This is a genomic window from Alphaproteobacteria bacterium (genome assembly GCA_030740435.1).
GTDB lineage: Bacteria > Pseudomonadota > Alphaproteobacteria > UBA2966 > UBA2966.
On sequence record JASLXG010000008.1, the window covers coordinates 24476 to 38543 of the forward strand.

Annotated in this window: 12 protein-coding genes and 1 riboswitch; of the genes, 7 read left to right on the top strand and 5 right to left on the bottom strand. The window is 65.9% G+C overall.

Annotated features, from left to right (window positions below):
* Entirely contained in the window at positions 1-1053 is a 1053-nt protein-coding gene (gene cobW / locus QGG75_01120) for a cobalamin biosynthesis protein CobW (GenBank protein ID MDP6065847.1), read from the bottom strand.
* A 141-nt stretch (positions 1054-1194) separates the two neighbouring features.
* A riboswitch (cobalamin riboswitch) is annotated at positions 1195-1337 on the bottom strand.
* Between the two features lie 195 nt (positions 1338-1532).
* Here cobW and QGG75_01125 point away from each other — a divergent pair.
* The 7 genes from QGG75_01125 to QGG75_01155 are packed head-to-tail and all read left to right on the top strand — an operon-like array spanning position 1533 to position 10264.
* Positions 1533-6107 (top strand): FAD-dependent oxidoreductase, encoded by a 4575-nt coding sequence (locus QGG75_01125; GenBank protein ID MDP6065848.1) that lies wholly within the window; start codon positions 1533-1535, stop codon positions 6105-6107.
* A complete protein-coding gene (locus tag QGG75_01130) occupies positions 6104-6559 on the top strand; it encodes a hydrogenase iron-sulfur subunit (protein MDP6065849.1) in 456 nt (151 codons plus the stop codon). The genes QGG75_01125 and QGG75_01130 overlap by 4 nt, the downstream gene beginning before the upstream one ends.
* A complete protein-coding gene (locus QGG75_01135; protein ID MDP6065850.1) occupies positions 6556-7272 on the top strand; it encodes a methylenetetrahydrofolate reductase C-terminal domain-containing protein in 717 nt (238 codons plus the stop codon). The genes QGG75_01130 and QGG75_01135 overlap by 4 nt, the downstream gene beginning before the upstream one ends.
* On the top strand, positions 7269-8273 hold the full coding sequence (locus QGG75_01140; GenBank protein MDP6065851.1) for a methylenetetrahydrofolate reductase: 1005 nt from the start codon (positions 7269-7271) through the stop codon (positions 8271-8273). Before QGG75_01135 ends, QGG75_01140 begins: the two co-directional genes overlap by 4 nt.
* Before the next feature lie 2 nt (positions 8274-8275).
* Complete coding sequence (locus QGG75_01145; protein MDP6065852.1) at positions 8276-9673, top strand: heterodisulfide reductase-related iron-sulfur binding cluster; 1398 nt, start codon at positions 8276-8278, stop codon at positions 9671-9673.
* Positions 9674-9706: 33 nt separating this feature from the next.
* Positions 9707-10066, top strand: a complete 360-nt coding sequence (locus tag QGG75_01150) for a hypothetical protein (protein MDP6065853.1) — start codon at positions 9707-9709, stop codon at positions 10064-10066.
* Positions 10067-10093: 27 nt separating this feature from the next.
* Entirely contained in the window at positions 10094-10264 is a 171-nt protein-coding gene (locus QGG75_01155; protein ID MDP6065854.1) for a hypothetical protein, read from the top strand.
* Positions 10265-10284: 20 nt separating this feature from the next.
* Here QGG75_01155 and QGG75_01160 read toward each other — a convergent pair whose 3' ends face one another.
* Genes QGG75_01160 through QGG75_01175 form a run of 4 tightly spaced genes read right to left on the bottom strand, consistent with a single transcriptional unit; the run spans position 10285 to position 14058 of the window.
* The gene (locus QGG75_01160; GenBank protein MDP6065855.1) at positions 10285-10968 is read right to left on the bottom strand and encodes a helix-turn-helix domain-containing protein; all 684 of its coding nucleotides are present in this window, start codon (positions 10966-10968) and stop codon (positions 10285-10287) included.
* Between the two features lie 26 nt (positions 10969-10994).
* Positions 10995-11753 (bottom strand): ABC transporter ATP-binding protein, encoded by a 759-nt coding sequence (locus QGG75_01165; protein ID MDP6065856.1) that lies wholly within the window; start codon positions 11751-11753, stop codon positions 10995-10997.
* On the bottom strand, positions 11750-13111 hold the full coding sequence (locus QGG75_01170) for a branched-chain amino acid ABC transporter permease (GenBank protein MDP6065857.1): 1362 nt from the start codon (positions 13109-13111) through the stop codon (positions 11750-11752). Before QGG75_01170 ends, QGG75_01165 begins: the two co-directional genes overlap by 4 nt.
* Positions 13108-14058 (bottom strand): branched-chain amino acid ABC transporter permease, encoded by a 951-nt coding sequence (locus QGG75_01175; protein MDP6065858.1) that lies wholly within the window; start codon positions 14056-14058, stop codon positions 13108-13110. Before QGG75_01175 ends, QGG75_01170 begins: the two co-directional genes overlap by 4 nt.
* Positions 14059-14068 lie beyond the last annotated feature (10 nt).

Genomic DNA, 14068 nt, shown 5'->3' on the forward strand with positions numbered 1-14068 from the left:
TCAGTTCCGGTCTTTGTTGGTCTCGGCGATCGCCGCGCTGATGGCCGCCTGGTCGAGCCCCTGCTGGCCGATCACCACCAGGCGGCTCGAGCGATCCTCGCCGGGCCGCCAATCGCGGTCGTAATAGTGCTGCACCCGGCCGCCGACGGCCTGGACGACGAGCCGCATGGCCTTGGCCTCGACGGCCACGAAGCCCTTGATGCGCAGGATGTCGTGGGCCGCGATGACGGGCTCGAGCCGGGCCACCAGGGCCTGGGGCTCGGGGATGGCGGCAAAATCGAGAGAAAAGGTCTCGAAGTCGTCGTGGTCGTGCTCGTCGGCGCCGTCGTGGTGCGAGGGCCGGTTATCGAGATCGTCCTCGGCCGCCGCCGCCAGGCCCAGCAGCACGGCGGCGTCGATGCGGCCGTGGCTGGCCGTCACCACCTTGACGGCGGGCCTGAGTTCCCGGGCGAGCTCGCGGTTGACCAGATCGAGATCCTCGGCCGCCAGCAGGTCGGCCTTGTTCAGCACCACCAGGTCCGCCGCGCCCAGTTGGTCCTCGAAGACCTCTTCCAGCGGGCTTTCGTGATCGAGATTGTCGTCGGCCCGGCGTTGGGCCTCTATGGCCTCGGGGTCGGCGGCAAAGCGGCCGGCGGCCACGGCATCGCCATCGACCACCGCGACCACACCGTCGACCGTCACCCGGGTACGGATCTCGGGCCAGTTGAAGGCCCGCACCAGAGGCTTGGGCAGCGTCAGACCCGAGGTCTCGATGATGATGTGGTCGGGCGGCTGGGCGCGTTCGATCAAGCTTTGCATGGTGGGCAGGAAATCGTCGGCCACGGTGCAGCAGATGCAGCCGTTGGCCAGCTCGACGATATCGCCGTCTTCGCAGGCCTCGATGCCACAGCCCTTGAGCACTTCGCCGTCGACGCCGATGTCGCCGAACTCGTTGATCACCAGGGCCAGCCGGCGGCCATTGGCGGTTTCCAGCAAATGCCGGATGACGCTGGTCTTGCCGGCCCCGAGAAAGCCGGTGATGACGGTGGCGGGGATCTTGTGGACGCCGGTCATGATGCCTCTGCGCACGACATGGGGCGGGCGGTAGACATTTCCAGCGCTCTGGTATCGGGTTTTGGGCCAGGCACGGCCATCAGGCTAAACACTCTAAGCATCCTCCCTCCGAGGATTGGGAAATCCCAAATGCCGTCGACGAGGTGTCCTGGCTCGGGGTCAAGGGCCGCGGCGCCTTCCCGGCGCACTTGCGCCAGTGGCTTTTGCCGGGCCTCGCCGCTCACAGTTGCGGGGGCAGCGCCGGCCTGGCCCAAGCTCTAGCCCCAGGCGTCACCGGCTTCCCTCGGTCGACAAGCGCGGACACTAGCACGGCCCGGGCGGGCGCGACAAACCCGCGCAGGGTCAAATTTGTGGCAAAAATTGGGTGATATATCAGCCGGACTCATGATATGTCCTTACCGCGAGTAAGTGATAATGCCAAGGCAGCGGGGCGGGCGCCGCGGCAACACGAAACCTAGGATCCGGGGAGAGGTTCCGAGATGGCGGCCAGGCCCGCAGCGACGCCCCAAGACAACACCGTCAGCGGCGCCGTGCTGGTGGTCGGTGGCGGCATTGCCGGCATGCAGGCCTCGATCGAACTCGCCGACCCCGGTTACAAGGTCTACCTGGTCGAAAAGAACTCGGCTATCGGCGGCCACATGGCCCAGCTCGACAAGACCTTTCCCACCAACGATTGCGCCATGTGCACCATTTCGCCCAGATTGGTCGACGTGGGGCGGCACCTCAATATCGAGCTTCTGACCGACAGCGAAGTGGAAGCGGTAACCGGCTCCCCCGGCGCCTTCAGCGCGAGGTTACGGACCAAACCGCGCTACATCGATCTCGAGCGCTGCAACGGCTGCGGCGACTGCGCCAAGGTCTGCCCGGTGGCGGTGCCCAACGCCTTCAACGAAGGCCTCAACCAGCGCCGCGCCGCCTACAAGCTTTATCCCCAGGCCACGCCGGACGGCTTCGCCATCGACAAACGCGGCCTGGCGCCCTGTCGCGACGCCTGCCCCACCGGCCAGCGCGCCCAGGGCTACATCGCCCTGATCGCGGCGGGGCGCTACGACGAGGCCTACCGCACGATAAAAGAGGACAATCCCTTCCCCGCCATCTGCGGCCGCATTTGCAATGCGCGCTGCGAGGAAGCCTGCAGCCGCGGCCGGGTCGATGCCCCGATCGCCATCCGGGCGCTTAAGCGCTTCGTTACCGACACCCAGATGGCTGGCCCGCGCCAGCCCGTCGAGCCCGCCGAGCGCCGCCACGACCAACGCATCGCCATCATCGGCGCCGGCCCCTGCGGCCTGACCGCGGCCCAGGATCTTTGTCGCGCCGGCTACGGCGTCACCATCTACGAAGCGCTGCCGTTGGCCGGCGGCATGCTGCGCGTGGGCGTGCCCGAATACCGCCTGCCGGCCGAAATCGTCGAGCGCGAGATCCAGGACATCCTCGACTTGGGTGTGGAACTCAAGCTCAACACGCCGGTCGAAAGCCTCGATGCCCTGCAGGCCGAAGGTTATGCCGCCGTGCTGATCGCCGTCGGCGCCCACGAAGGCATCCGCCTGCCGATCCCCGGCAACGAGCTCGCGGGGGTTTTGATCAACACCCAATTCCTGCGCGACGTGCGGCTGGCCGAGACGGATTTGGCAACCAGCCCGGCCAGCGCCGTCAAGAGCCGCCGCGTGGTGGTGCTGGGCGGTGGCGACGTCGCTTTCGACTGCGCCCGCACAGCACTCAGGCTGGGTGCCAGCGCGGTCGAGATCGCCTGTCGCGGCAGCCGCGGGGTGTGGCCGGCCAGCGACCACGAACTGGCCGAGGCCCGGGCCGAGGGCATCGGGCTGCATATAGGGCTCAACTATTTGGGCCTGATCGACGACGGCAGCGGCGCCGTCGCCGGCCTCGAATGCGAGCGCGTCGAGCGTTTCGAGGCCGGCGAAGATGGCCGGCCGGTGGCCCACGTGGCGCCCGATTCGCGTTTTACCATCGCCGCCGAGGTGGCCATTTTCTCGGTCGGCCAGAAGGCCGGCCTGGCCTTCATCCCCGAGGACGCGGGCGTCGGTATCACGGCCAGCCGCACCATTGCCGTCGACGGCAATACCTTCGCCACCGACCGCCCCGGCGTCTTTGCCGCCGGCGATGCGGTCAGCGGTACGGCCTTCGTCATCGAGGCCGTCGACGGCGGCCACCGGGCGGCTGCGACCATCCAGCGCTACCTCGAGGGCGAGGCGATCGAGGTTGCCGAGCCCGAACCCGTCCCCACCGTCGAGATTCCCGACTCCGAGCTGGAAGCCAAGCTGGCCCGGGGTGAGATCGTGCCGGCGCCACAGGTGCCGGTGCCGACCGTGGCGGCCGAGGCGCGGCGCGATAATTTCGCCGAGATCGAGACCGGCTACAGCGAAGCCGAGGCCCAGGCCGAGGCCGCGCGCTGTCTCGATTGCGGCATCTGCGCCGAGTGCCTGGCCTGCGATTTCGCCTGCGGCGTCGATGCCATCGCCCACGAGATGGTCGAACAAAAGCGCCAGATCGAGGTCGGCGCCGTGGTCCTGGCACCGGGTTACCAGACCTACCGGGCCGAACTTTCCGAGGAATTCGGCTTCGGCCGCTATGCCAACGTCATCACGTCCTTGCAGCATGAGCGCCTGCTCTCGGCCTCGGGCCCGACAGACGGCCACGTGCAGCGGCCTTCGGACGGCGAGACGCCCAAGAAGATCGCCTTTTTGCAGTGCATAGGATCGCGCGACCAGAATCACGATTACTGCTCGGCCGTGTGCTGCATGTACGCCGCCAAGCAGGCCATCATGGCCAAGGAACACGAGCCCGAGACCGAGGTTCGCGTCTTCATGATGGACATGCGCTCGTTTTCCAAGGGCTATGAGGGCTATTACCAGCGGGCCAAGGAAAAGTACGGCGTCGGCTACACGCGTTGCCGCATTTCGGGCCTCAAGGAACAGCCCGGGAGCAAGAACCTGCTGGTGCGCTATCTCAACGACGGCGGTAACGGCATGGTCGAAGAAGAATTCGACCTCGTCGTGCTGTCGGTGGGCATGGAGATCTCGCAGGGCGTGCGCGACTTGGGCCGGCGGCTGGGGGTGGAACTCGACGATTACGGTTTCTGCCAGACGCAGCACTTCGATCCCTTGCAGACCAGCCGCCCCGGCATCTATGCCGTCGGGCCCTTCCGCGAGCCCAAGGACATACCCGATTCGCTGGTCGAGGCCAGCGCCGCCGCGGCCCAGATCGGCGGCCTGCTGGCGGCCGGGCGCCACACCCTGACCCGGGCGCCCGATTTTCCGCCCGAACGCGACGTCAGCGAGGAAGAGGCCCGCACCGCCGTCTTCGTCTGCCACTGCGGCACCAACATCGCCGGTTTCCTCGACGTCGACGCCGTGGCCCAATATGCCGGCGGGCTTTCCGGCGTCATCCACACCGAGCACACCATATACGCCTGTTCGCAGGACTCGATCGCCCAGATCAGCGACACCGTGCGCCAGACCGGCGCCAACCGCGTCGTCATCGCGGCCTGCACGCCGCTCACCCACGAGCCGCTGTTCCGCTCCAGCCTGCGCGCCGCCGGCCTCAATCCCTACCTGGTCGACATGGCCAACATCCGCAACCAGTGCTCCTGGGTGCATTCCCACGACTGGGACCGGGCCACCGGCAAGGCCAAGGACCTGGTGCGCATGTCGACGGCCCGGGCGGCGGCCCTTGAGCCCCTGGGAACCTCCGAGATGGCGGTGGAAAAGGCGGCCCTGGTGATCGGCGGCGGCCCGGCCGGCATGACGGCGGCGCTGGCGCTCGCCGAACAGGGTTTCCCGGTACACCTGGTGGAACGCGACGAGGCGCTGGGCGGCAACCTCAGGCACCTGCATTTCGGCCTGGTTGAGTTCGGCATCGGTGGCGGGCTCAGTGACGGTAAACCGGCCTCGCCGGGCGAGCTTCTGGCCGATCTCGAGGCACGGCTGGCCGCTGATCCGCTGGTCACGCTGCACCTGGCCAGCGAGCTCGTGGCCAGCAGCGGTTTCATGGGAAACTTCGCCTCGACGCTACGTGACAAGGACGGCCGAGACAGCGAGATCCGCCATGGCGTCGTGGTGGTGGCCACCGGCGGCCGGGAATACCGAGGTGATGAATACGGTTTGGGCAGCCGGCCCGACATAGTCACGCAGCAGGAATTCGAGACCAGGCTGGCCGCCGACGAGACGCCCGACGAGGTGGTCATGATCCAGTGCGTCGGCCCGGCCGAGAAATATTGCGGCCGCATCTGCTGCACTTCGGCGCTGAAGAACGCCCTGGTGCTCAAGCGCCGGCACCCCGAATCCCGCATCACCATCCTTTACAAGGACATCCGGACCTACGGTTTCAAGGAACGCCTCTACACCCAGGCCCGCGAGGCCGGCATCCTGTTCGTGCGTTATGACGACGGACGGCCGCCTCTGGTCCCTGCGGTGGAGCCGGGCGAGCGGCTGACGGTGCGCGCCCATGAGCCCATACTCGGGCGCGAGCTCGAACTCGCCGCCGACTTGCTCGTGCTCTCGACCCCGGTGGTGCCGCACCCGGCGGCCGGCGACGTGGCGGTGCGGCTCAAGGTACCCTTCGACATGGACGGCTTTTTCATGGAGGCCCACGCCAAGCTCCGGCCCATGGATTTCCTCTCCGAGGGCATCTTCATGGCCGGCATGGCACACTACCCCAAGCTTCTCGAAGAAGCCATCGTGCACGCCCGGGCGGCGGCCTCGAGGGCCGCCACCGTGCTGTCGCGTGACACCATCACCACGGGCGGCGCCGTGGCGGCGGTGGATCAGGAGATCTGCGTGGCCTGCCTGACCTGCGTGCGCAGCTGTCCCTTCGGTGCGCCGCGCATTGCCAAGGATCTGGCCGGCGTCGGCGCCATCGCCGGAGCCGCGCACATCGAATCCGCGCTCTGTCAAGGTTGCGGACTTTGCGTCGCGGCCTGCCCGGCCGGGGCCATCGATCTCAGGCACTTCACCGACAGCCAGATCATGGCCAAGGTCGACGCCATGTTCGGGCCCACGGGGCCCCAGCCCCAGCCTCAGCCGGAGCCGGTGGGATGAGCGACTTCGAGCCCCGCATCATCGCCTTTTGCTGCCAGCATTGCGCCTACGCGGCGGCCGATCTGGCCGGCGGGGCGCGGCTCAGCTATCCCGATTCGCTACGCATCGTGCAGCTTCCCTGCACCGGCCGGGTCGACGTGCTGCACGTGCTGAAAAGCTTCGAGGAAGGCGCCGACGGGGTCCTGGTGGCGGGCTGCCTGCCCGGGCTTTGCCATTACCTCAAGGGCAACCTGCACGCCCGCCAGCGCATCGACTACGTGCGCCGGATGCTCGACCAGATCGGTTTCGAGAGCGACCGTGCCCGCATGATCAACATCTCGGCCGCCATGGGTGCCCGTTTCGCCGAACTGGCGACGGAGTTCGGCGAGCGCATCCGCGAGCTCGGCCCCAATCGGCTGGCCGCGCCCACCCCAGCGACGCCGCAATTCGAAAACCTGGAGGCAACGCCATGATCGTGGCGGAACAGAAACCGCTCAGCGAGATCCGCAAGATGCTGGCCGAGCACAAGAAGGTCTTGGCCGTGGGCTGCGGCACCTGCGTCACGGTATGCTTTTCCGGTGGCGCCAAGGAAGTCGGCATTTTGGCCTCGGCGCTGCGCATGTCGGCGGGGCTCGAGGGCGAGGCCCTGGAAGTGGACGAGGCCATGGTGCAGCGCCAGTGCGAGGCCGAATACCTGGAGCCGCTGAGCGAGAAATTCGCCGAATATGACGCCGTGCTTTCGTTGGGCTGCGGCGTCGGCGTGCAGTCCATCGCCCAGCACCTGCCGGGCAAACGCATCTACCCGGCGCTCAACACCACCTTCATGGGTGCCCCCACCGAACAGGGCGTCTGGGAGGAACGCTGCCAGGGTTGCGGCAACTGCCTGCTGCACATCACCGGCGGGGTCTGTCCGGTGTCGCGCTGTTCGAAGCAGCTTTTCAACGGGCCATGTGGCGGATCGCAAGCCGGCGCCTGCGAGATCGACGAGGCCACGCCCTGTGCCTGGCAGATGGTCTGGGAGCGCATGGGCGCGCTGGGCCTGATCGACGAGCTGATGGAGGTGCAACCGCCCAAGGACTGGTCCACCAGCCGCGACGGCGGGCCCCGCCGCATCGTCCGCGACGACCTCAGGCTGCCGCCCGAGGGCGAGGAATACGGGGAAGAAGAGGCGGAGGGGGTGGCATGAGCAACACCGCCGAAGTCCAGGATACGGCGTCGGGCCAGAAGTCCCGATCCCGGCTCGAACGCGTCCTCGCCGACGGCCATTTCGCCGTCACCGGCGAGATCGGTCCGCCCAAGGGTTGGGACCCAGAAGTCATCGAAAAGAAAGCCGAGCTTTTGGCCGGCTACGTCGACGGCGCCAACATCACCGACAACCAAACCGCCATCGTGCGCATGTCCTCGATCGCCGCCGGCATCATCGCCAAGCGAAAAGGCCTGGAGCCGATCATCCAGATGACCTGTCGCGACCGCAATCGCCTGGCCATACAGAGCGACCTCTTGGGCGCCGCGGCGCACGGCATCAACACCATCCTTTGCCTCTCGGGCGACCACCAGTCGTTCGGCAACCATCCCGGGGCCAAGAACGTCCACGACATCGATTCGCTGCAACTCGTGCAGATGGTCAAGGGGCTGCGTGAGGGCCGCTTCCAGTGCGGCGAGGAAATCAAGGGTGGCGGCCCCGGCTACTTCGTCGGCGCGGCGGCCAATCCCTTCGCCGAGCCCTACGACTGGCGGCCCTACCGCCTGGCCAAGAAGGCCACCGCCGGGGCCGACTTCATCCAGACGCAGTTGATCTACGACATGGACCATTTTCGCGCCTATATGAAAAAGGTCGTCGATCTCGGCGTCCACGAACGGACCAAGATCTTGGCCGGCGTGGGGCCGCTCAAATCCACCGGCATGGCCAAGTACATGCGCGACCGTGTGCCGGGCATGATGGTGCCCGAGGCCTGCGTCCAGCGCATGGCCGGTGCCGTGGCCGAGGTCGACCCTGACGACAAGCCGGCCCGGGCCGAGGCCTGGCGGGCCGAGGGTATCAAGCTCTGTATCGAGCAGATCCAGGAGATCCGCGAGATCGAGGGCGTGGCCGGCGTCCACATCATGGCCATCGAATGGGAGGCCGCGATCAAGCCGCTGGTCGAGGGCGCCGGGCTCTACCCGCGGCCCGAGGTGGGGGACGATTGAAGGTGGACGCCAGAGTCGAATCCGTGCCCGCGGCAGCGCTTTCCCAGACCGTTCTCGAAGCCATCGGCGAGAACGTCTTTCGCTGCTACCAGTGCGTCAAATGCTCGTCCGGCTGCCCCTTGGCGGCGCACTTCGACCTGACCCCGAACCAGGTCATGCGTTCGCTGCAACTGGGATTGCCGGACGTGCTGGAAAGCCGCGCCATCTGGCTTTGTGCCTCGTGCCACACCTGCGCCACGCGGTGTCCGCAGGAGATCGACGTCACCGCCGTGATGGATACGCTGCGCCAGGAGGCAAAAAAGCGCGGCATCGCCCCGGCGATCCCCGAGATCGCCCACTTCAACGACATCTTCCTGGCCAACATCAAGCTCTTCGGCCGGGTCTTCGAGGTCGGCCTGATGGGGCTTTTGAACCTGCGCCTGGGCCAGCCGTTCCGGCACCTGGACCTGGCCTGGCAGATGCTCAAGCGCCGCCGCCTGGGGTTTTTGCCCAAATTCGTGCGCCCGGCCAGGAAGGCCAAACCCGCCACCGGCAAACAAGCCGTCGCCTACTTCCCGGGCTGCGCCCTGGAGGGCTCGTCGGCGGAATACGACCGCACGGCGAGGCGCGTGGCAAAGCAGCTCGGGATCGACCTGGTCGAGCCGCCAGGCTGGACCTGTTGTGGCTCCAGCCCGGCCCACGCCAGCGACCACACCCTGGCCACGGTGCTGCCCATGCGTACCATCGCCACGGTCGAAAAGATGGGCGTCGACACCATTACCTCGCCCTGCTCGTCTTGCTTTGCCAGGCTCAAGACGGCCGAGCACGAGGTGACCAGCGACCAGCGCGCGGCGGCCGCAGCCGAAGCCGAGACCGGCTACACCTACCAGGGCGGCGTCAGCGTCGAGCACCTGATCGACACGCTTTACCGAAAGGCCGGACTCGACGCCATCGCGGCCCAGGTGTCCAAGCCGCTCGAGGGCCTGAAAGTGGCCTGTTACTATGGCTGCCTGATCACCCGGCCGGCCAAGCTGACCGGCGCTGCGCACTACGAATACCCGCAGCAAATGGACGAGCTAATGCGGGCCTTGGGGGCCGAGCCCGTGGACTGGTCGTTCAAGACCGAATGCTGCGGCAATTCGCTGAGTCTGACCCAGACCGAGGTGGCCACGGAGCTCTCGGGGCGTGTGGTGCGCAATGCCCAGGACTGCGGCGCCGAGGCCGTCGTCACCATGTGCCCCATGTGCCACCTGAATTTGGATGCCCGCCAGCCCGAGATGAGGCTCGAAGCGCCGGTTCCCATCCTGCATGCCACGCAGTTGATGCTGCTGGCCTTCGGCAGCGACGAGGGGACGGCCGAGCTTTCGAAGAACATCACCGACCCGCGGCCGCTGCTAGATGCCAAAGGGGTGTTAGGATAGCGACTTGCGTCACGGCGGCATGAGGCGGGACGAATGAAAATCAACATGGGCTGCAGCACGCGCAAGCTCGAGGGCTATGTCAACCTCGACGGCGAGGACACCTTCGCGCCCGACGTGGTGCACGACCTGGAAAGCTTTCCCTGGCCCTTCGACGACAACGCCGCCGAGGAAGTGGTGTTCAACCACGTGCTGGAACACCTAGGCGAGACCTCGAAGGTCTTCCTCGGTATCATGTCCGAGCTCTACCGAATTTGCGCGCCCAGCGCCCAGGTGGTGATCAAGGTGCCGCACCCGCGCCACGACGACTTCATCAACGACCCCACGCATGTGCGGCCGGTGACGCCGGAGATGCTGGCGCTTTTCGATCTCGAGCTGAACCGCGAGTGGCAGTAAAAGGGCGGCGCCAATTCCAAGCTGGCCATGGCGCTGGGCGTCGACTTCTCGATCGAACAGGTGGCCATCGTGCCCGAGAAGGTCTACCAGGAGAAACTCGACGCCGGCGAGCTCACCCTGCAACAGATCGCCAACATCGCCCGCAAGGACCTCAACGTCATCCGCGAGACCATCATCCTGCTCAGGGCGCGAAAGTAGGGGCTGGGGGCGGCGCTGCTTTAGGCCCGGCGCCTCTGGGCCTCGGTGACCGCGTCGTTCTCCAGGCCGGCGATCATGTCGCTGACCAGGCCGGCCAGGGTGCGGGCCAGGTATTCGGCTTCGAACTGGCGCAGGTTCCAGCCCCGGAGCGGCAGGAAGGCATCGAGAAAGACGACGACGTTGGCCACCAGGACGACGCGGTCGTCGTCGGCCGAGAGCTCAAAGAAATGGTCGATGCCCGCGGCCACGCTGTCGACCAGGGCGGCGTCGCGGCCCAGCACCTCGGCCAGGTCGTCCCGGGCCATGTCGCCGGCGGTGCGGTAGGTAAGCTGGATGGCCTTCTTGTTCTCGGTCCAGGCGAAGCTGAAGAAATCGACCAGATAGGCCTCGAAGCTCTCGAAATCCGCGGGCTCGCAGGGCTCGCCATCGCCTTCGGGCCGCTCGGGATGGTGCATGCGGTAGAGCAGGCGGCGCAGGATGTCGTCCTTGTTCTGGACGTAGTCGTAGAGGCTGGCCTGGTTGGTACCCGAACGGGCACAGATATCGCGGATGGTGGTGCGGTGATAGCCCTTCTCGATAAAGAGCTCGAGCGCGGCATCGAGGATTTGCCCCCGGCGTTCCCGCACCAGGGCCCGGTTGCGGATGCGCTTGACGCGCGCGATACCCAGGTCGTGTCGCTTCTCGATCTCGCTGTTCGTTGTCACGGCTCTGTTCCCCCCGGCTGCGGGCCTCAACTTTCCACCGTCTCCTCGGTGCCCAGATAGGCCTCCTGCACGGCCCGGTTCGAGCGGATCCTGTCGGGCCGGTCGGTGGCGATGATCTCGCCGTAGACCAGCACTGAAATGCGGTCGGCCAGGTCGAACACCACGCCCATGTCGTGCTCGACGACGACCAGCGTCTTGCCTTCGGTGATGCGGCGCACCAGTTCCACCGTCTGCTCGGTCTCGCTGTGGCTCATGCCCGAGGTGGGCTCGTCGAGCAGGATGATGTCGGCGCCGCCGGCGATGGTGATGGCGATCTCCAGGGCGCGCTGTTCGGCGTAGGTCAAGATGCCGGCCGGCACGGCGGCCCGCCCGGCCATGCCGATCTCTTCCAGGATCTCGTCGGTGCGCAGGTTGACGTCCTCAAGCTCCTCCACCGGCCGCAACAGGGAGTATTTGTAGCCCAGCGACCAGAGCACGCCGCAGCGAACGTTTTCGTAGACCGTCATGCGGTGGAAGATGTTGGTCACCTGGAAGCTGCGGCTGAGCCCCATGCGGTTGATCTCGAAGGGCGGCAAGCCGGCTATCTCGCGGCCCCTGAGCTTGATCGAGCCGGCGCTGATGGGATACTTGCCGCTGATCAGGTTATAAAGCGTCGACTTGCCGGCGCCGTTGGGGCCGATCAGGGCGTGGCGCTCGCCCTCGTCGATGCTCCAGTCGACTCCGCGGATAATTTGCGAGCCGCTGAAGTCCTTGTGGACGCCGCTGAGTTCGATGACCGCCGTCATGGAGAAGCCGCTCCCTCTTTAACCGCAGCCTCGTCCTCGACGGTCTCGATTGTCGCCTCGGGCGCTGCCTTGACGGCTGCGCCCAGCGTCGGATTGGCTTCGGTCCAGGCCGCCATCAAGCCGGGCATCAAGCGGCGCATGCCGAAAATGCCGAGCCCGACCATGATCGCGAAAGCCAACCAGGGCACCACGGAATCGACGTTCATGGTGATGAAAAACAAACTGGTTTCGCGCTCCGTCGCCGCGGTCAGTTTCATGAAATGCCCAAGTTCGAGAAAACCGACCACGCCGAACACGAACAACAGCCCCGGCACCGCCATCAAGGCATAGGGCTGGAAGAGCAGCTTCAGCCGGCCGTTCTGGTAGGCCGGCAGGTGCATCATCATGATGCCGGTGAGGCCCGCCGGAACGAAGGACACCGTGAGCAGGAAGATGATGGCGACGTAAAATACCCAGATCTCGGTGTAGTTGCTCATCACGGTCTGCAGGAAGGTATAGAAGATGGCGCCGACGATGGGGCCGATGAAGAAGCCGATGCCGCCGATGTAGGCCCATAGCAGGACACCGAACGAGGTCACCACGTTTAGCGTCTCTTCGGTCAGGATCTCGTAGGCAATGGCGAATGAGCCGCCGGCCACGCCGGCGAAGAAGCCGGCGCCACAGAACGACATCCAGCGCACGGCGCGCTGGCTGTAGCCGACGAACTCGGCCCGTTCGGAGTTGTCGCGCACGGCGTTGGCCATGCGCCCGGCCGGGGTACGCGAGAAGCGGTGCATGAAATAAATCGCGATGGCCACCCAGATGGCGACGATGTAGTAGACCTCGATCTCCGAGGCATAGTCGAAGCTCAACAGATTGGGGCCCATGGTGCGGTCGCCGCTGATGCCTTCCTCGCCGCCGAAGAAGGCGACGAAAATCAGCGACGAGGCGGCCACCAACTCGGCGATGCCCATCGAGATCATGGCGAAAACGGTACCGGCGCGCCGCGTCGAGAAGCTGCCGATGATAATGGCGATGAGCAGACCGAAAAGGCCGCCGATCAGAGGCAGCAGCGGGATCGGCAGCGGGATCACGCCTTCCTCGATGAAGTTCATGAAGTGCATGGCCAGGAAGCCGCCCATGCCGAAGTAAACGGCATGGCCGAACGACAGCATGCCGCCCTGGCCCAGCATCATGTTGTAACTGAGCGCAAAGATCACGGCGATGCCCATCTGGGTCATCACCGCGAGCGCAAAGATGTTCAGTTGGAAGACAAAGGGCAACGCCGCCAGCACGGCCAGGACCACGCCCCAGGATATCAGCCGGCGCCGCTTGGCTTGGGCGTACTGGGCCCGGCGGGCAGCGGTCAGCGCGCTCATGTCTCACGCGTCCCGAATAGGCCGGTGGGCCGGAAGATCAGGATCACCACCAGCATGATGTAGGGAATCAAAGGACCGATTTGCGGCAACGTCATAGTCCACAGATCCGAGAGCAAATGGTCCTGGGGAAAGGCCACGCCCAGCAGGGCGAGGAAGTCGGCCACCGAGGCGTTGATGGAAACGGCGAAGGTCTGCACGATGCCGATGATCAGCGAGGCCACGAAGGCACCGGTCAGCGAGCCCAGGCCGCCAAAGACGACGATGACGAAAACGATGGTGCCGAGATCGAAGGCCATGCCCGGGTAGGTGCCCATGACCGGGCCGGCGATGGCACCGGCTATGCCGGCCAGCCCGGCGCCGACACCGAAGGTCATCATGAAGACGAAGGGCACGTTATGGCCCAGCATCGAGAGCATGGCGGGGTATTCGATGGCTGCTTTGATGATCAGGCCCACCCGGGTGCGCGCCAGTACTGTCAGGAGGCAGACGAAAATGGCAATCGAGAGCACCAGCATGAAGCCCTTGTAGGCCGGGAATTCGGTACCGAAGAGAACGAACAGCGGGCCCTCGAGGGACGCGGGCGGGTTATAGGGAAGCTGGTCCTTGCCCCAGATGAACTGCACGACCTCTTCCAGCAGGAAGGCCACGCCGAAGGTGAAGATCAGTTCCACCACGTGGCCGAACTTGTGCACGTTGCGCAAGCCGTAGCGTTCGATCATGGCCCCGAGGAAGCCGACGATCAGGGGCGCCAACACCAGTCCGGGCCAGTAGCCCATGTATTTGGAGATGGTATAGCCCAAATAGCCCCCCAGCATGTAGAGGCCGGCGTGGGCCAGATTGAGCACACCCATCATGCTGAAGATCAGCGTCAGGCCGCTCGCCAGCATGAACAACAGGAGGCCGTAAACCAGCCCGTTGAGCATGGAAAAGAACGTGATTTCCATCATCTCTGGGGTT

Bases quoted from the DNA above. Each gene is read 5' to 3' on its own strand.
- cobW (MDP6065847.1), bottom strand. From the start codon at position 1,053: ATGACCGGCGTCCACAAGATCCCCGCCACCGTCATCACCGGCTTTCTC.
- QGG75_01125 (MDP6065848.1), top strand. From the start codon at position 1,533: ATGGCGGCCAGGCCCGCAGCGACGCCCCAAGACAACACCGTCAGCGGC.
- QGG75_01130 (MDP6065849.1), top strand. From the start codon at position 6,104: ATGAGCGACTTCGAGCCCCGCATCATCGCCTTTTGCTGCCAGCATTGC.
- QGG75_01135 (MDP6065850.1), top strand. From the start codon at position 6,556: ATGATCGTGGCGGAACAGAAACCGCTCAGCGAGATCCGCAAGATGCTG.
- QGG75_01140 (MDP6065851.1), top strand. From the start codon at position 7,269: ATGAGCAACACCGCCGAAGTCCAGGATACGGCGTCGGGCCAGAAGTCC.
- QGG75_01150 (MDP6065853.1), top strand. From the start codon at position 9,707: ATGAAAATCAACATGGGCTGCAGCACGCGCAAGCTCGAGGGCTATGTC.
- QGG75_01155 (MDP6065854.1), top strand. From the start codon at position 10,094: ATGGCGCTGGGCGTCGACTTCTCGATCGAACAGGTGGCCATCGTGCCC.
- QGG75_01165 (MDP6065856.1), bottom strand. From the start codon at position 11,753: ATGACGGCGGTCATCGAACTCAGCGGCGTCCACAAGGACTTCAGCGGC.
- QGG75_01170 (MDP6065857.1), bottom strand. From the start codon at position 13,111: ATGAGCGCGCTGACCGCTGCCCGCCGGGCCCAGTACGCCCAAGCCAAG.
- QGG75_01175 (MDP6065858.1), bottom strand. From the start codon at position 14,058: ATGATGGAAATCACGTTCTTTTCCATGCTCAACGGGCTGGTTTACGGC.